At 66.9% G+C, this 18710-nt stretch carries 9 protein-coding genes and 1 pseudogene; all 10 read right to left on the minus strand.

Annotated elements, in window-relative coordinates; all coding sequences use genetic code 11:
• Positions 1-252: pseudogene (locus DIE03_RS34055) on the minus strand (c-type cytochrome biogenesis protein CcsB); the annotation flags it as partial.
• A gap of 179 nt (positions 253-431) precedes the next feature.
• Positions 432-1103, minus strand: a complete 672-nt coding sequence (locus DIE03_RS34060) for a cytochrome c (protein ID WP_124456507.1) — start codon at positions 1101-1103, stop codon at positions 432-434.
• A 43-nt stretch (positions 1104-1146) separates the two neighbouring features.
• Positions 1147-2532, minus strand: coding sequence for a cytochrome C (locus tag DIE03_RS34065; RefSeq protein WP_185658280.1), 1386 nt, complete (start codon positions 2530-2532; stop codon positions 1147-1149).
• 159 nt (positions 2533-2691) lie between these two features.
• Positions 2692-4380: a c-type cytochrome gene (locus tag DIE03_RS34070; protein ID WP_124456508.1), complete on the minus strand. Its 1689-nt coding sequence runs from the start codon at positions 4378-4380 to the stop codon at positions 2692-2694.
• A complete protein-coding gene (locus DIE03_RS34075; RefSeq protein ID WP_124456509.1) occupies positions 4377-5207 on the minus strand; it encodes a hypothetical protein in 831 nt (276 codons plus the stop codon). Before DIE03_RS34075 ends, DIE03_RS34070 begins: the two co-directional genes overlap by 4 nt.
• Before the next feature lie 5 nt (positions 5208-5212).
• Entirely contained in the window at positions 5213-6052 is an 840-nt protein-coding gene (locus tag DIE03_RS34080) for an outer membrane lipoprotein-sorting protein (RefSeq protein ID WP_124456510.1), read from the minus strand.
• Between the two features lie 63 nt (positions 6053-6115).
• Complete coding sequence (locus tag DIE03_RS34085) at positions 6116-6619, minus strand: hypothetical protein (protein ID WP_124456511.1); 504 nt, start codon at positions 6617-6619, stop codon at positions 6116-6118.
• Positions 6616-15363 carry a choice-of-anchor Q domain-containing protein gene (locus DIE03_RS34090; protein ID WP_124456512.1) on the minus strand — a complete coding sequence of 2916 codons (8748 nt, stop codon included), beginning with the start codon at positions 15361-15363 and terminating at the stop codon, positions 6616-6618. Before DIE03_RS34090 ends, DIE03_RS34085 begins: the two co-directional genes overlap by 4 nt.
• A gap of 17 nt (positions 15364-15380) precedes the next feature.
• Positions 15381-17030 (minus strand): multicopper oxidase domain-containing protein, encoded by a 1650-nt coding sequence (locus tag DIE03_RS34095; RefSeq protein WP_124456513.1) that lies wholly within the window; start codon positions 17028-17030, stop codon positions 15381-15383.
• Between the two features lie 67 nt (positions 17031-17097).
• Complete coding sequence (locus DIE03_RS34100; protein WP_124456514.1) at positions 17098-18681, minus strand: multicopper oxidase domain-containing protein; 1584 nt, start codon at positions 18679-18681, stop codon at positions 17098-17100.
• Positions 18682-18710: the final 29 nt, after the last annotated feature.

Below are 18710 nucleotides of genomic sequence, written 5' to 3' on the forward strand. Positions count from 1 at the left end.
CCAGCGCCAGCCGAGCGCGACGAGCGCCGGCACGGTGCCGATCATCACCGCCTTGTCGTAGTAATCCATGTGCGCGTTGTAGTGCACGAGCGCATGGCCCGCGCCCGCCACGAGCGCCAGTGCGAACAGCCAGTCGAACAGCGACAGGCGCGCGAGGAACGAAAGGTCGTCGCCCGGCTCATACGCGCGAACCGCGGCCGGCGCACGAAGGCGCCGATGCAGCCGAAGCAGTGACGCGGCAACGGATGTCATGCCGCCGCGTGACGATGGAATGGCTTTCATGAGCTCACCAGGATGGAACCATCGGGTTCGAATAAAAAGAGGCGCCCCGCCCCGGGGGAGACGAGACACCTAAACGATCGCCGCCGGCGCCGTTCGTCTGCCCGCCGCGCGGCACCAGCCGCACGGGACGCCGGTTCGGCGGCGCCTGCTCATTGCTCGGCCGCCGGGCTCGCCGGTGCGTCGGCTTCCAGCGGAAACGCCTCGACATACGCCGCGACGGCGCGCATGTCCTGCTCCGTCATGTTCGAGCACACCGACTTCATGACCGCGCCGCGCGGCCGCGTGTCGGTTTCGCGGAAAACCCTCAGCTGCTTCAGCACGTAGTCCGCGTGCTGGCCGGCAAGACGGGGAAACCCGGTCATGCCCTCACCATGCTGGCCATGACACCCGACACAGGCCGACACGCCCTTGTCCGGCAGGCCCGCCATGAAGATCGCCTTGCCCGTGTCAACGAGCAAGCGATCGCCGACCTCGCCGAGCGCCGCCGGCTGGCTCGAGAAATACTCCGCGAGCTGGTCGATCTGCGCATCGGTCAGATGCGTGAAGCCCCACATGTAGCGCTTCGCATTCGGATCGGCGCGCGCGTGATGCTTGAAATCGTTCAACTGATCGACGAGATATTCCTTGCGCTGTCCGGCGAGCTTCGGAAATACCGGCGACACCGACACGCCGGTCGCGCCGTGGCAGTTCGAGCACACCTGCAGCGCGATGGTCTTGCCCGATACGGCCGGATTGTCGACTTCCCGCGACCGCTCCAGGTCGTGACAACCCGATGCCGCCAGCACCAGCGCAAGCCAAGCGAAATGGGTCACCTTGTTCATGTCAGCGCTCTCCCTGCCGTAATACCCGTCGCCCCGCCGGATGTCAGAACGAAGCGAGCCATAGATAGATGAACAACGTGTCGTTGTCCCTCGCGTTGCGTCCGTTGCCGTCGTAGTTGGTCGTCGCGCCGAGGTACTTGGTGAAATGCGTGTACTGGATGCCGACGCGCACGTGCTGATCCGGCATCCAGAATATTTCCGGCGTCCAGCCCTGTGTATTCGGATGGAAGTTCGCGCTCGCCGCATAGGCAGTACTGTCCGCGGTCCCCGTCGTATTGAAGAACGACAGGCTGACGCCATACTTGGCCTGGTAGATGTACGACGCCTTGAGCCGCAACGAATTCAGGTTCGCGGCCGTGTTGTCGCTCACGATGAAATTGTTCGGATCGTGAATGTTCTCGCGCACGTAGCGCGCTTGCGCGGTGATCGTGTGCGGCTCCAGCAGGTACTGGTACTGCGTGTCGAAACCGTAGTCGCGATAGCGCGTCACGCCCGAGCCGAAGATCGGAAAACTGTTCGGATCGTTCGGATAGACGTCGACGCTCAGCCCGAACGCGCCGACCATCAGGCTGTGCGGGCCCCAGTCGCGCGTCAGCGCGATGCGCGCATACGGGTTGTAGCCGCGCAAATAGACCTGCGGGTGGTCCGGATTGCCCGCGTGGTTGCCCTTGCTCAGGAACGACCAGATGCCGTCGGCCGTGCTGTAGGCGGTCAACTCCGCATAGACCGTCTTGTTCCAGTACAGGTATCCGCCCATGCCGACAACCTGCATCGCGAGACCGCCTTCGATGATCGGCGTGACCGGCACGCCGGCCACCGGGCTGATCGCCGAGCCGATGTACGGATAACTCCAGGCCGGCGCGGTATTGAAGACGTCCTGCACGGTGGGGTTGTTGTGCAGCGTCAGGCCGAAGATCAGATCGTTGGCGGGTGACATGATCCGGTCGACGAAGCGGAAGTCGGTGTTGTCCGATGCCCACCAGCCTTTCCATTTTCCGTTGGCGTCCTGATGATCGTAGTTCGTATAGGTGAATTGCGCGAAGCCGCCGAGATGGTCGGTGATCTTCCCGGCGAGGAACACGCTCGCGAAGTCGAAGATCGGCAGGCCGTTCTTCGGCGTGACCGGATTGCCGCTGGCGTCGCTGTTCGCTCGCGTCTTGCTGAGGTCGCCTATCGCCATCGCCGCGAGCGGAATCGTGCGCTCGCCCAACGTGTAGCCGTTCAGCTTGAACAGGCGCCCGTACGGCGTGAGTTCGGGGAACTGTCCGCCGGCATGGCACGCGACGCAGCTCTGCCCCGTCTGGCGCGCGAAGATCGGCAACGCGTGCCCGACGGACACCTGCAGCATCGCGAGCGCCGCGATCACGATCATCCAGCCGCGATGCAGCCAGCGATGACGCATGTCACGATCGACAGGAAACGTTGTCATGGCTGTTTTCCCCCTCACGCGGTGTGCACCGCGCTGCGCCACCGCGACATCGGAACGTCGCGCGATGACTTCATTGTGCGAAGCGCCCGCGAGAACCGGCATGGGGAGACTTCCTCCATACACGGTCTGATTCCTCCCCCATCTCGACGCGCGCTCCGCTCAGGGAACGATCCAGTCTCCGTCGGCGGCGATCTTCGTGCGGTCCGGCCCGGCAAACCGGACGATATAGCCGCCCTTCGACGCGAAGCGCTGCCCGGTCGCGAGCGTCAGGCGCGGGTAGTAGCCGGTCAGGATGCGGCGTTCGAGCATGTCCTGGATGCGCTCGACCAGGTACTCGCGCACGAACGCGTCGACCACGTGGCTCAGCGTCTCGGCGAGCAGGCCGCACGCGAGATAGGTATCCGCCTGCACCTGCGGCGCGACCATCGGAATCTTCCGGATCGTGAACCAGCCGAACGCATAGTCGACGCGCACGCGCCGCCCTTCGGGCAAGTCGAACGGATAGGCGACGCGCGTCACCGCGCGCCAACTCGTCGGCAGCGGCGTGCTGTCGAGCCCGCCGAGCAGCCCCGACATGAACACGGTGTCCGCCGCCGGCGGCACGTGCTCGAGCGCCGCGAGGTCGGGCGGCCGCAGCCACAGCACGAGCACGTCGTCGCGCGGCGTCCGGCGCAACGCGCGCGCGACGCCGTCGCGCGGGGCGAGCGCGTGATTCGACACCGCGATGCCGCGCGCCTTCAGTACGGCTGCAAGCGCCTGTGCGCCGCGCTCGCCGTTGTCGCCCGCGCGATAGACTTGCCTGACCGTCTTCACCGGCCGCGCGCCGGCTTCGTCCAGGATGCGCTTCGCGATCAGGTCCGACTCGAGCAGCACGCCGCGCGAGAAGTACACCGAGTAAAAATCGTGATCGGTCTCGACCGGCACTTCGACGTTCGGAAAGAGGCACGGCACGGCCTCCGCCTCGCAGAAGTCGTGGACGGGCGCCCAGTTCCGGCCGCCGAGCCCCGACACCACGGCCAGCACCGGCTGCCGCTCGAGATACGCGTTCAGTTGCGCATGCCACGTGTCCGGCGGCCCGGTGAGCGACCAGACGTGCAGTTCCCAGCGGCGATTGACCATGAACATCATTTTTCGCGTGGAACGCAGCGGCGGCGTCGTGCCGAACGGAAACGCGTTCTTGTCCGCGAAGTAGTGCTGCAGGACGTCGAGCATGCCCGCCCGCTTCACCGGGTCCGCGTCCGGCGTGACGATCGTCGCGAAATGCAGCACCGTGTCGGTCACGCCCGACGGCTTGCGGCGATCGAGACGCTTCAGATAGCCGGTCAGCGCGGCCATGTCGGCGTCGCCGAGCGCGTATTGCGGCATCAGTCTGCCGAGCGGCCTGCCTTCCGGATCGATCCCGTCACGCACGGCACGCGCGAGCCGTTCTTCCGTGTACGGCTCGCGATCGGTGCGCATGCCGGGAACGTACGGGATGTCGAGATCCTCGGCGGTCTGCGCGCGCGGATGCACCAGGTAGCGCCACGTGACCGGCGGGATGATGTTGTTGCCTTCCTTCGAGCCCAGCCCGCTGCGCCGATGGCAATTGATGCAGGCGGCGGCGGCCCCTTTCAGGCGCACGCCGTCCTGATGCACGGCTTCGAGCGGCGCGCCCGAACCGAGGATGCCGCGCTGGAAGATTGCCTCCCCCGCGTCCGCCGGCACGGCGGGTGCCGCTGTCTCGTCGCCGATCGCGTGACCTGCGCCCGCGCACAACGCGGCCAGCACCACCCACCGCGCCAGCTGCCCGCGCGAGACCGGCAGGCACGCCGCCGCGAGGGCGCGCGCTCGCCCCCGGATGCCGTTCATGGCCGTACCGTCGGCCGGCCCGCGCCCGGCGGGGCCGGCGATACGCGCGCATCGAGCGACGCCGGACGGCGTCCGCCCGGCGCGACGGGCCGGGCGAAGAGCGCGTCGTCGAGGGGCGGATTCAGCGACACCTTGTCGATGATCAGCGTGTCCTTGGTCGGCGAGGCCGCCGTCCCGCTCTCGATCCTGAGCGGGATTTGCAGGCCGTCGATGAGCTTGAAGTTGCCATAGTTCACCTCCACCGTGAGCGGGCCGGTCGGCCCGCGCACCTGGCGGTCGGCCTTCACGTCCAGGAAACTCCGCCCGTCGATCCACACGTGCCGTACCGCGCCGGACGGCAACTTCACCGCCAGGCGGTACGCATCGTGCCCGCCGATCCGGTCGACGCCGTCCAGCGTCACGCCGATGCCCTTCGCATCGTGGTCGAACAGCGGGCCGTCGATCACCTGCTCGTCGCGCGCGGACATCAGCTCGCCCGGCGTATACGGCCGCAGGCCGGCGCTGACGCCCGCGGCCTGTTTCCAGCCTTCGCGGCCGTCGAACACGCGCACGGCCTTCTGGTTGAGCACGGTGATCTCGAAGCGCGTCTTGTTCGGCCGCTTCATCGCAAGGACGAACGGCATGTCGCGCACGGGCGCGTTCGGGCTGTCCACATGGCCCGACCAGACCATCGTCCGGACCTTGCGCCACGCGTCGAGCCCGCCTCTCGCCGCGATGTTCTTCTCGACGATCTGGTCCACGCCGAGGCCCTGCCCCGGCAATTGCTCGCACCCGCACAAGGCCGCCATCGCGCAGCCGGCGAGCACCCACGATCCGATCCGTCCCATGGTCGTCACCTCGTCCGGGTCTCGGCCGGGTGACTCGGCGCCTTCGCGAAAGTGAGCGGCGGCTTGCCGAACATCGTGTCGTCGGCCGGCTCGTTGAGTGCGACGTGCTCGATCGTGATCCGGTGCGTCTCCTTGACGCCGCTCACGACGGTCTCGAGCGTGTGCGGCATGACGAGGCCGTTTTCCTTCCTGTAATCGCGATAGAGCACGGCGACGCCGTGCGTCTTGCCGTCCAGCACGCGCGGCTCGCCATCGATCTTCAGTTCGAGAAAGCTCGACGCGTCGACCCACAGGCGGCGCGACGCGCCGTCCTTCGACGTCAGCTTCAGCACATACGCGCGATGCCCTTCCACCTGCTCCATGCCAAGCGCCTGGATCGTGGTGCCCTTGTTCGCGTAGTCGATCAGCGGACCGTCGAGTTCGGCCGACGACGCGGCGGACTTGAGTTGCGCCGGCGTATACGGCTCGACGTCGTTGCGGCCGAGGTACGGCCGGACCAGCCAGCCCTGCGAGCCGTCGTACACCTGCAGCGCGGTCTGCTGCTCGAACTGGATTTCGAGCCGGCTCTTGTGCGGCCGCTTCAACGTCAGCGTGAACGGCAGCCTGACGTTCTTCTTGCCGCCCGCATCGAGCTGCCCCGTCATCCTGATCGACGACACCGCCCGCCACGCCTGCAGCCCGCCACGGGCCGCGACATTGCGCTCGGCGATCTGCGCCGCGTCCATATGCGACGCCGACGCCGCCTGCGCATTCCCCGCCGCCGAGGCCGCGGATGCGACCTGGCCGCAAGTCAACAAGCCGGCGGCACACGCCGCCGAAATCGACTTGAAAAGAAACCGGTTCATGACTGCTCTCCCCGCATGCAGGCCGCCCGTTGTCGATGCGCGGCGGCATGCGCATGTATGTGATTACTCGACCACCAGCCCGTCGATGTGCAGCGAATCGATCAGGATGCTGACCCGTTCGCCGCGCTTGATCGGCCCTCCCTTGTTGGAAAACACCATCCAGTACTCGTGTCCGGTCTCGAGCTGGCCGGTCTGCCGCAGCGCGCCGATCTGGTCCATCACCGGAATCACGAGCATCGCGTGGCTCGTTTCTCCGTACAGATAGACGGTCGCCTTCGTGTCGGCGAGCAGCCGCGCCTTCTCGGGATCGGTCACGCGGTAGCTGAAACGGATCAGGTTGCCCGACGCGGTGCTGCGCACGTGCAGATCGTCGACGCCCTTCGCCATCTGGTAATAGGCCTTCGCCTGCCGCGGCAGGCTCACCGGCAGGTAAGGCGAGTGCCGGCCAGCCGCCGGCTTGGCCGGTGCATCCTGCCCGGCCGCGGCCGGCTGAGGCCGGACCGCGGCGAGGCTCGCACCGCCCGCGAGCAGCAGCATCGATGCCGCGCGGAAGGCCGCCCGTTTCATCGCATCGCTCCCGTAAGCGGCGCGGGTAGCGCCTGCGCCGGGGTCGGCGCAGGGAGCCGCACGGGCGGCAGCGCGCGTGTCTGTGCACGTGTCTGCGCAGGCGCCTGCGGGCGGGCGCGCGGCGGCACCCTGGCCGGGGCCTGCAGCAGCGCATTCGACGGCGGCCGCGCCAGCGCCGGAGACTGCCCCAACGCGCCGGTCGGCAGCGGCCGAGTCGCCCTGGGGGCGAGCCGCGCCCCTGCCTGCAGCCGCCTCAGCGCCGGTGCCACGATCGGCGGCAGCGGCGCGCCACCGTTGAACAGACCCGGGATTCCGCCGATGCCCGGGATTCCGCCGCCCGGGAAGCCGTGTCCGCCCGGGAATCCGCCTCCACCCGGGAAGCCACCACCACCCGGGAAGCCGCCATGGCCCGGCGGGAGAAGTGCGGCCAGGCCGGTCAGCTGGCTCCCCAGTGCGAGCGGGTCGATCGGCGTGCCGCCACCGAGCAGGCCGCCGAGCAGGCCGGGCGCCACGTACTCGACCGCGCCGATGTCGTAGCCGTTGCCTTGCGGCCGCGGCGTGCCGAAGAAATCGTGGTTCGGCGCGCCGGATGCCGTGGCCGCCCCGATCGCCGGCGACGAGCCCTTGATCGAGTAGTTGCCCATCATCACGTTGTAGCCCGCGCTGCCAGGCGTGAGCGCCTCGTTGAACAGCGACAGCGGCCCGTACGACATGTTGATCCACTGGTTGCCTTCATCGGGCGTGGCCGCCGGCATCAGCCCGAACAGCGGGTTCGGCAACACCGCGTCGGCGATCCCGGGCGGTACGGCAAAGCCGTTCCCGCCGGCTTCCGGCGGCACGCGCGAGCCGTTGCAGTACTGGCTGATCGTCTGCGGGTCCGATGCCTTGTTGGTCGCCGCATAGCCCGCCGTGCTGGTCATGATCGAGTACTGCGGGTTCATGGTCAGCCCGGACTGGTGATTGGCCGGCCCGGTGTCGCCATACGCGCCGATGTCCCAGTAGAACGGCGGGGTCGTGCCGCCCGTCACGCAGAAGCCTGTCGATTGCCCCTTCTGGTTCAAGGTCGGGTTCAGCGTGACCGCGTTCTGCACGCCGGGGATGTTCGGGTTCGGCTGCGAACTCACCGAGATGTAGAACGAGCGGTTTTGCCAGAACAGGTTGTTGCTCAGCACCGGGTTCGAGAACTTCGTGCAGTTCGGCTCGTTCGCGGGACAGGTGATTTGCCCCGTGAAACCCGCGGGCGGGACGAACGCCGTCATCAGGTTCTGCGTATGCGTCGCCGTCTCCAGTCCGGCCGGCTGCTGCGTCGATGCCTCGATGAAACTCGTGCAGGTCGACTCCGCGCTGTTCGGGCTGCTCGTGCATCCGGGCGGCGCCACGTTCGACTGCGCCGCGGCCGGCGTATTGAAGAGCACGCCCGCCGACGCCGTCGCATCGTTCGCGATCACCGTGTTGTTGATGAAGCTCACGCGCACCGCATCCTGCAGCGACACGCCACCGCCCGACCAGCCGGCCACGTTGTTCGCGATGATGTTGTTGATCACGCGCACCTGGTACCACTTGTTCGGGTTGCCGAGATTGCGTTGCACCTCCGTGCCGTTGACGTTCTGCAGCCGCAGGCCGCCGCCCTTCCCGCTTTCCGCGGTATTGCCCATGATCAGGTTGCCGTCGATCACCAGATCCGGGCCGATACCGTCGGACAGCTGCGGCGCGCAGTCGACGTCGACGAGGCTGTTCTCGCAGAACGTGCCGTCGGGCGGCACGCCCTGCGCGATGATCCCGCCGCCATACGTCGGCAACGTCGGGTTGTTGCTCTGGTTGAACAACACCACGTTGTGCGACAGGTCGCCGTTGTAGCTGAACCCGAAGTGCGCGACGCCGCCGCCGTCACCGCTGGTCATGTTGCCGCAGACCCAGTTGTAGTTGAAGCGGTAGTAGTCGGCGCCCGTGCAGAGCGTCACACCACCGGCCGAAGACGGCGTGGTCGAGTTGATCTCGTCGCCATACGACGCGTTTGCCGTGACGGCGTTGTGGTGCACGTTGACGAACGTGTTGTACATGAACGGCAACTGCGTCACGCCGTCCGCGGCGATGTTGGCGTCCGGCACTTCCACCTGGCCGACCGTGATGCCGCCCGACAGCGTGCCGGCATTACCGGTCACGCGGTTGTTCGAGACCTCCGTGTAATGGTTCCAGCCGTGCAGGAAAATCCCGCCGCCGCCCTGCGAGCTGTTGGTGACCGTGACCCCGTCGATGCGCGACGGGTTGCACAGGAAGTTGCTGTAGTTCGGGTTGTTCGGATCCGTCGTGCAGTCGTGCGCCGTGAGCAGCGTGCAGATGCCGTTCGCGGTGCAGTTCGTGCTCGGCTGCACACCCTTGGCCAGCACCGTGATGCCCGCACCTTCGTACGCGCCCATCAGCGACGGTTCGATCAGCAGCTCGCCCAGGTTGCCGTTCTGCGTGCTGTCCCAACCGACGGTCGGTTCGAACGGAATCGGGTCCACGTGCCCCTGCATCTGCGTCGAACACTGATAGGTGCCTGACGGATCGTACGGGTTGTTGGTCGGCGAGATCGGCTTCGTCGAGTCGTACGTGGACGAAATCAGCCCGCCGTCCAGCGATGTGCCGAACAGGCACGCGATCAGCCTGCGCCACGGATCGAGCTTGCCGGACGGATGCGTATTTGCATTGATCGTCACCGACGCGGCACCCACGCCTTGCAGCCGCACCGGCTTCCACATCACCAGCATCTCGTTGTACGTGCCCGGACCGACGACGATCATGTCGCCCGCGCTCGCATTGTTGATCGCGGTCTGGAGCGCATTGCTCGCACCGTTCTCGCCGCTCACGTAGGTCGGCGCCTTGCCGCCGATCGTCACCGTGATCGCATCGATCGACCGCTTGCCGTTGCCGGCCGTGATCACGAGCTCGCCGCACTGCGTCGCGGGTGCGCCCATCTGCTGGATCGTGCAGGTCGACGGCACCTTCAGCGACGGGAGCGACGGCAGGCTCAGGTCAGGCGCGAGCACGACGATCTTCGAGTCGCTCCACGACACGACCGGCGCATTGACGCCCGCGATCGTGACCGTGCCGGTGCCCTGCGTCGCGCCGAAGCCGTAGTGGCGCGTGATGAACTTCTGGTTGAACGGCGCCGCGGTCTGGCTCGGTCCCGTATACGCGTGGTTCACCACCTGCTGGTCGCCCAGCGCGTTGATCGTCAGCGGCTTGCCTGGCGCGCTGACCCACGGGCCCGCACCTGCGCCGATCGTGTCGCCGGTCACGCTCGAGATCGCCGGCGTCGCATCCGGATACGCGCAGTCGGGCTGGTTGTAGCCGTCCGCGAAGGACTGCACCGGCACCACCGGCGTATCCATGTACTGCGTCTGTCCGGGCATGAACGGAATCTCGTAACAGAACTGGCTGTATGCCGGGTTGTACAGCGGATCGGTCATCGTCTTGCCGGGGTGCTGCGGATCGGGGATCGGGCCCGGATCGTTCATGCACGTGACCATCATCGTCGGCGCATAACCGGTCGGGTTCGGGGGGTTCACTTCCCAGGTCGAGAACGTCAGTCCGTTATAGATGCCCCATTGATCCGTGTAGGTGCGCGAGACTTCGTTGCCGGAGAAATCCTTGAACGAGACCGGCACGTTCGGCACCGCGAACTTTTCGCCGAACTGCGGCGAATACGGATCGAACTCCGACGAGAAGTCGTCGAGCATGAAGCCCGTGTAGTGCGCGCTGACATGCGTCGAGCTGAAGACCCAGAACTTCGCGAGCACCGATTCCTCGTCGGTCAGCATCACCTCCTTGCGATCGCACAGATGCCGGGACGCGCCCGCGAACGGTGCGACTTCCTTCGATCCCGGGAACAGGCTGATGTAGTCCGGCACGATGCGCAACTCGCCGACGCACGGCCAGAACCGCTCGACGCTGCCGGTGTCGCCTTCGGCATGCGGCGTCGAACCGAGGTTCGTGGTCGGGTTCTGCGGGTTGTTCTTGTTGTACGTCGAATTCACCGCGGCCTGGTCGGGGAGGATGAAGATCGCACCGATCCCGCCGAACTGCTGCGTCACCGGAGCGATGTAGTTGTCGCCGATCAGGATGTTCTTGTCTTCCTCCTTCACCAGTTCGTAGCCCGGCGGCACGATGATCTCCACCACGTACTTGCCGGCAGGCAGCATCGGCGTGCCGTCGACGGGATTCTTCCCGACGCAGATCGTGCAGTTCGACGCGACCGGCTTGCCGTTCGCATCCGTCGCCGTCACGCTCGGGAACTTGTACATCCCGTCATACGGCGCCGGCTGGATCTGGTTGAACGCGTGCATGCCGTCGTAGCACTTGTACTGTGCGTTCGCGGGCAGCTGGCGATGTTGCGGGTCGAGCCAGTTGGTGCTGTTCTTCAGCGTGAAGTAGAACGGGTCGTTCGGATCCTGGCCCGGGCAGTTCATGTTCGGCGTCACGCCGTCCGCGCGGAAGCCCTGCGCCCAGTCGTCCCAGCTCGCCGTCTTGGTCGTGTCCACCAGCGTCAGGTTGGTCGTGCCGTCCGTGGCCGTGCCTTCCTGGTACAGGTTGACCGTGACGTTCGGCACATTGGGCGTCCACTTCGTGTGGATCAGCAGCGTCGGATCGTCGAACGGCCGCGTCGACGCATAGATCACCTCGCCGCGTATCCCGCCGTTCTCGCCCTTCGCGAACGGCGCCTTGCCGTACTCGATGAACGAGTTCTGGCCGGAGAAGCCCTGCCATGCCTCCGTGGTCACCCAGGGCGGATCGACCCGCCCGGTCGATCCGCTGCCGGTCGACGCGCAGTCCGCGTCCGCGCAATACCGGGCGCCCGGCACCCGCAGGTTCGACGGCAGCGGCAGGGTTTCGGCCGTGTTCGCGAAGTTCGCGGCCAGCGTCGAGTTCCCGCTGCCGGCAGCGCCGGTGCCGTCCACCGGACCGCCCGCGTCGTACACCACGTGCGTGCCGGTCGACTTGAAGCGCGTCAGGTCGTCGTCGACCACATACCAGTTGAACAGCGGAAACACTTCGTTGAACGGCGCGTAGCCGTTGCCGTCCGTGTTGTTGAAGTTCGAGAAGCTGCCGTCGCGGAACCGCATGTTGACCGACGCCAGCGCGACGCCGGGGTCGTCAGGGTGCGAGATGCCGTCGCCGTGCAGGTCGATGAAGGTCCGCGTATAGAGGTTCGTATGCCACTGCAGCACGGACAGGTCGCCGACGTCGACCGTCGTGCTCCCGTTGGCCGCGGGCAACTGCACCGCCTTGGCCAGCCCGTCGACGATCTGGTCGTTCCATTGATCGAACACGGTGATGCGCGTCGTGCCGCTCGGCAGGCCGCTGATCGTGAACCGGCCCTGGCTGTCGCATTTCGTGAAGCCGTAATCCTCGCTGTCCGGATCGCCGACGCTCACATAGCATTGCGAGAACGCCAGCGAATCGCGCGATCCGCTGCTGTACAGGTTCTCGTTCGGCGGGCGGCTGTAGTGCAGGTTCGTCACGCGGCCCGTGAGCGTGTTCGGGCACGGACCGGTGTCGCATATCCCGGTCTTGGCCGCGTTGGTCCTGCGCCCGTTGATGATCTTCGGATTCGCGAAGCCGATCGACACGTGATAGCCGGCCGGCCCGAACTCCTGGAAGTACGCGGGGCCGCCGACCTTGATGAACGCGTCGTGCGCCTTCTGTCCGTCGAGCGTGTTGGTCTGCAGCCATTCCTCGCCGCGGCCGATCCGGTCGGCCGCCGGTGTCGCGATCACGCCGTAGCGGCCCGGCATCAGGTTGGCGATGATCGCCTGGCCGACGAGCGGCGACAGCGTCTTGCCGTCCGATTCGTATTTCGGGCAGGTCGGGATCATGCCGACCAGGCCGTCGGTCGCCGTCGAGATCGGGCATGCGTTGAGCCCGGTGAGCGGATCGATGGTGCCCTGCAGCGAATTCGACAGCGGCATGTTGAACATGTCGTAGGTCATCTGTCCGGTCGGGTCGCCGGTGCCGCCGGCATCGTCCCAGAGCTTGATCTCGAATCCGCCGAGCCCCGGCTCGCGCGAGGTGCCGAATCCGTCGGACCCGCCGCTGACATCCACTTCGCCGTTCAGCGGCGCATCGTCCTCGAACACGAACACCGACAGCTTCGCGGTCTGGTACGGCGTTTCAGTCAGCAGCACGTTGAGCTGCCCGGCCTGTCCGGCGCCGGTCTGCCCTGCCTTCGCCGCCGCGATCTGCGCGGGCGCGATCGGCGCGCCGCCCATGCCGTGGCCGCACTTGCCGGTGCCCGGCGCGAAATCCGCGCCGCTCGGGCCCGACGGGCAGTCGAGCGCGATGCTGAATTGCCGCTTGCCGTCGGGCGACACGCCGCCGCCGTTCGTGAACGTATTGCCCGCATCGCCGGGCAGGATCGAGATGTAGTAATGCTTGGTCGGATCGAGCGCCACGTACTTCGGATCGACCGGCGTCTGTTGCGAGACGCTCGGGCCGGTACGGCACACGCCGTTGCCGACGTCGCACACGGTCGCCACGTGCGTGTTGGACACCGGGTCGTACACGGTCTGCCCGGATTCGCATGCGACGGTGCCGACGCAGCCCGCCGCCACCACCGGCATGTAGCTCGTGTGGAAGTTCGTGCCGAGACTCGGGACCGGCAGCGGCGGGCAGTTCGCCGGCCTTCCTGTCGCGGAATTCACCTGGCAGGCCGGATCGATCTGCATCGTGCGGTCTTCCTCGATGATCCAGCGATAGTCGGTGAGCTTGACCGCCTTGTTCGGCGCGGTCGCATCCGGCGCCATGCTCGGCGCGTCCATCACGTTCACGACCAGCCCGCTGCCGGGATTGAACGTGACCGTCACGGTCCCTGCATTCGCGCTCGTCTGGTTCTGCGTATTGGTGACCTTGTACTGGAACGTCATCGTCTGCGCCGCCGCGCCGTTGCCGACCCGCGGCGTCGTCGGCACCGCGGTAAACGAGCCGTCGGGATTCAGCGTCACGGTGCCGTTCGTCGCGCTCGACGCGACGATCTGCGCGGTGAGCGGCAGCCCGGCCGGATCGCTCGCACTGGCGAGCACGCCGGGCGCGCCGATCTGAACCTGCGACGCGATGTTGCTCGAGAAGCTCGCATTGCCGGCCGTGGGGACCGACAGGCACTTGTTGCTCGTGGTGCAGGCGGTCAGCGTCACCTTCGCCGTCACCGGCGGCGTGCCGTTGGTCGACTGATAGACGAAACTGTCGTTCGCAGTGCTACTCGACAGATACGTGAACGTACCGTCCGTATTCAACGTGAGCGTGCCGCTCGCGGGCGGCGTCTGGACCTTCACGCCGTACACGCCGGAGTCGCTCGCGATCACGCCCTTGGCCGGATCCGACACGGCAAGCGTCGTGCCCGGCACGAAGTAATAGTTCGCGCCCGCGGCGGTCGGCGTTTCGCCGATGCCGGCAGTCGCCGACGGTTGGGCGTTGTTGACCGCGATGTAGCCCTGCATCCCGCCATCGCGCATATTGTTGGTCGACAGGCTCAACTCGCGGTCGTACACCGGCATCGCACCTGCGGCCGGCGCGTTCAGCATCACGTCATAGGTCTTGCCGGCCGCCATGAACACGGCGTTCTGGATGCGCGCGGCGCCGGGAATCACGTTGCCGTCCTCGGCGACCAGCGTGAAGCCGGGAACGGACGGATTGCCCGTTTGCGCGCCGACCACGGCCGGAACGTGCATGCGCAGCCCGGCGTTCACCAGGCGCACGAGCACCTGCCCGGTCGACGGCGGCACGGTCGCGCTCGGCGGGAAAGCCGACGCGTTCGGGTTGGTGCGATCGAAGGCCACGCCGTTGATCAGGTAATAGCGCGGATCGTAGTTCACCACCGGCGGATAGCAGGTGCCGAACGTGACCGACTTCGAGTCGCCGCACCCGCCGGGCTGGCCCGACCACGCAGCGGTTTCGCTGAAGCCCTTGGTCGCGACGGCCGCGGCAACCGCGGCGTTCTGCACCGGATCGATCTCGCCCATCACGAGCGGCACGTCGGCGTCATAGCAGGACACCGAATTCGGATAGGCCTGTTTCGTCGATGCGCACGTCGAACTGGGGACGGTCGGGCTCTTCACCACCAGCACCCCGTAGAGGCCCATCGGCCCCTGGATCGACGGGTGCGTGCCCGACTCGAGCAGGTAGGTGCCGGGCTTGAGATTGGCCCAGGTGAGCGTCGTGTGCGATTTCGGATCGGTCGACGGTGCCACCTCGGTCCCGAACGACTGGACGCGCGGCCCCTGCGCGGGCGGCACGAACGATGCCAGCGGCGCGGTCGATGTGGCCGTGACGATCGGCCAGGTCGTGGCCGTCTGCGTCGGATGGACCGGGCTCGGCGTGGTCGTCGGCTTGTCGCCCAGACCGCCGCCCAGCTGGCCGACGATCACGAGCGAGGTCGGCACGGGCGCCGGCAGGTTGTTCGTCAGGTTGATCTGCAGCTGCCCTGCCGGCACGGTGACGACCACCGGCGACCAGTTCGCGCCGGCGGCCGGATTCGCCGCCGCGCAGGTGGCGTTTGCCGCCGGCACCGTCGCGTTGGCGGCCGTCGTGCAGGTGTAGCCCCACATCGGCACGGCCTGCCCGTCCGGCATCAACGCCGTGGACGCCTTCGCCGTCAGATTGACGACCGCCTGCGCGAAACAGGCTTCGCCTGCCGTCAGCAAGATGGATGCCGCGACCCCCGCCTTGAACAGATCAAGGAGCGTCGCCGTGAGCTTGGTGGATCTCATCGCCTTTCTCCCCACCCCTAATTGGATTCGTCGATCGGAAATACCGGAGGATCAACGAGCATCATCATCATCATTCCGCCCGGGAAGATGTTGTTCGTCGTGATCTCGCGCTCGTTATGCGAGTGCCACATGAACGCGAAGCCTGCTTCCGTCGCCGGCGGGTTCAGGATCGTGTTGCTGGGCGGCGACGTGCCGGTCGGCGCCGTCGCACGCACGGTCGCGTCCGGCCCGAGATACGGACTGCCGCCATACCAGAAACCGTTCGTCAGGATGTTCGAGTCCGGCAACGTGACCGGCCCGCCGCTCGCGACCTTGCCGAACGGCGCCTTCTCGAGCGCCTTGCCGTGGTCCTGGCACCACTCGTAGTAGTTCGGCGCGCTGCGCGGCGCCGGCGGATTCGACGCCGTCGTGTAGTAGCCGTTCGCGTCCGGCACGCAGACGGAGCCGTCGCCCGCGTAGTGCGCGTAGACGTCCCAGTTCAGGCCCTTGCCGGTCCAGTAGAAAATCCCGTCCATCGTCGCGCCCGGCGTCGTGGTGGTCGTGAACAGCAGCGGCCCGGCCGGCTGCCGCGGGTTCGCCGGGTGGCTCGGGTCGACCGGGCTGAGCAACAGGTTGCCGTCGCGCGCCAGCACGCGCACGTGGTTGCCGTGCTCGTGGAACGGATGCTGCCAGCGGCCGGTGCCGATGATCCGCAGCAGCACCAGTTCGCCCGGATGCATGTGCGGGTTGCCGTTGTACGGCTGGTGCGGGTACTGCGGCGCGTAGTTCGGATCCATGTCGTCCGGCATCGAGCGGCCGTTGACCATGAAATAGGCCGGGTGATACGGCTCGGTCTCGACCGTCATGCAGCCGGTCGGCTTGGTGCACGACGTATTCGCCGCGACCTGCTGCTCCGCCTGCTGATGGATGCGCGGATCCATTTCGGAGAACTGAAAAAGATACTCACGGTCATAGCAGGCGGCGCTGTTGTCGAATGCCGCCACTGCGTTGCGGAAATCGCGCTGGCCGAACGGCCGGCCCGAATCCGGCAGCGCCATGCAGCCCGCCGTGTTGACCGCCGTATTCGGCAGCACGATGATCGCACCGTACATCCCCATCTCGATCTGCAGGTCGCCCTGCGTGCCGCTGTAGTACGCATGCGTACCCGGCGTCGCCGCGACGAACGTATAGGTGACCGTCGCGCCGTGCGGCGCTTCCTGCGCCAGCAGCCCGGCAACGCCGGAGGTGCCGGTGCAGGTCTTGCCGTCCGGGCTCAGGGTGCCCGTGCACACGACGAAGCCGGGAAACAGCATCGACGTGTTGCCGGCCGCCGCCGGCAGGTTGTTGGTGAGTGTCACGGTGATGACGTCGCCCTGCCTGACGATCAGCGTCGGACCGGGAATCTGCATCGTCGGACAGGTCGCACCGGTAATCGTCGACGGCGAGAAGACGAGCGGCGTCGCGCTGGTCGCCGCGCAGCCGTAGCCCCACGAATAGACGCTCGTGCCGTCCGGCTGGGTGATGCGCGCCTCCTGGGCCGTGAGGTTGAAAACCTTGCCGGCGATGCCCGGCGCGGCGGCTTGCGCGTGCACCGACAGCAACGCGGCGAGCGTTGCGACGCCGACGCGTGCGAGCCGTCCGAGACGGGCGAGCGTCGCGGTCCACGCATGATGAGTGATGTGTCCCACGGCTTTTCTCCTCAGGGCAGGACTTCCCGGCCGGGCCCCGCCCGCTGCTGCGGGCGGGCCCTGGTCATCAAAGAGTGCAGTGCTTCGTGACCGGGTCCACCGCGCTGCAGATGTGGACTTCGGTCATCAGGCCGCCGAAGTTCTCCTGATCGTTCGACAGGTGATCGAGGTTCGGCGTGTACAGGTAGAAAATCTGGCCCGAGTGGTACTTCGTCTTGTCGCTGGCGTCGAGAATCAGGTCGAGCGACTCGCCGCCTCCGAGCGTGATCGAGTTCGTGTCGTAGGCCATGTTGTTGCCGGCCATGTCGCGCAGCATGCGGGCGTTGATCGCGATCACGTGCATCGGGATGCCGAGCGACGCCAGCGTCTGGTATTCGGTCACGTCGAGATCAGAGATCCGCAACAGCGCGCGGCCGCCGGCGGGAATGTTGATCAGCGTCGACAGCGGTTGCGACGGATGCATCGAACTGTCCGACGCCGGCGTCGACATCGCCCCTTCTGTCACCGTGTCCGGATAGCTGCGGCCGTTCAGCAGGAAGAACTTGTCCTTCATGTCGGTGAACGGCTCGGGATTGAACGTCATGCCGACGAAGTGGAAATTCGGATCGAAGCCATGGATCTGGATCGGATACTCGACGTCGTACGCGGTCGAGCCGTCACCGTCGTTGTAGGCGTAGAGCGACAGCGTTTCGGGCGTGGTCGCCGGAATGTTGGCGTTGGCCGCACGCACGAGGCCGTTGTTCTGCGGCGGCAGCGGCGTCGAGCACAGGATGTCGTTGCCGCAGCGCGTGCGCAGGTCCGACTGCTGCGTCACGAGCGCCTCGTACAGCGACACGCCCTTCGGCACGCGATCCTGGCGCGGCCGCACGTAGATCTGGCCGACCATGCCCATCTGCAGGTGCTCCGGCGGCGTGATGTGGCAGTGCCAGAAATAGGTGCCCGCATCCGGCGCGAGATAGTAGTACGTGAAGCTCGCGCCGATATTGATCGCGACCGACGCGTCCGGCACGCCGTCATAGAACGACGACGCGTTCGGATAGCCGTGGAAGTGCACCGTATGCCTCTCGAACAGGTCCGGGCGCATGATCATCCCGACGTTCGTGAGCGTGAGGAAGAACTCGTCGTCCTCGTCGATCGCCATCAGCGGCGCGGGCTGGTTGCCGTTCATCACGCCGATGTCCATGATCGGGCGCGGATCGACGTGGCCGGTCAGCGCACCGCCTGCATCCGGATCGGGCGCGAGGCCGACCGCGCCGTTGTAGGTCGGGTCCGTCCTGGGATCGCCGACGGTGTTGAACACCGACGCGAGCTGCGTGCCGGGCAGCCCGGCCTTGACGTCCGCGAGCCCGGACAGCGGGCCGAACGCGAACAGATAGGTCTGCACACCGTTGGCCATCGTGGCGTAGCCGTCGCCGCCCGAGATCTGCTGGCACTTGATCGCCCCGTTCACGGTGCCGGTCGACGTGGAAGTCTGGCCGGTGTAGGTCGGCTTCGTGTAGGCGGGTTCGCCGACACCGGGCGCCAGCGCGGTCGGATGCGACGGCGTGGTGAACGGGCACTGGACGCGGAACGACTGGGCGAACGAGGGAACGGCGCACATCAGGAGCAACAGTGCCGCCACACTGCTGCAACACGCGCGGGTACTGAACATATGACCTCCATCCAAGGGGTCAACCAGCG

The organism is Burkholderia sp. Bp8992, from assembly GCF_003853705.1.
GTDB lineage: Bacteria > Pseudomonadota > Gammaproteobacteria > Burkholderiales > Burkholderiaceae > Burkholderia.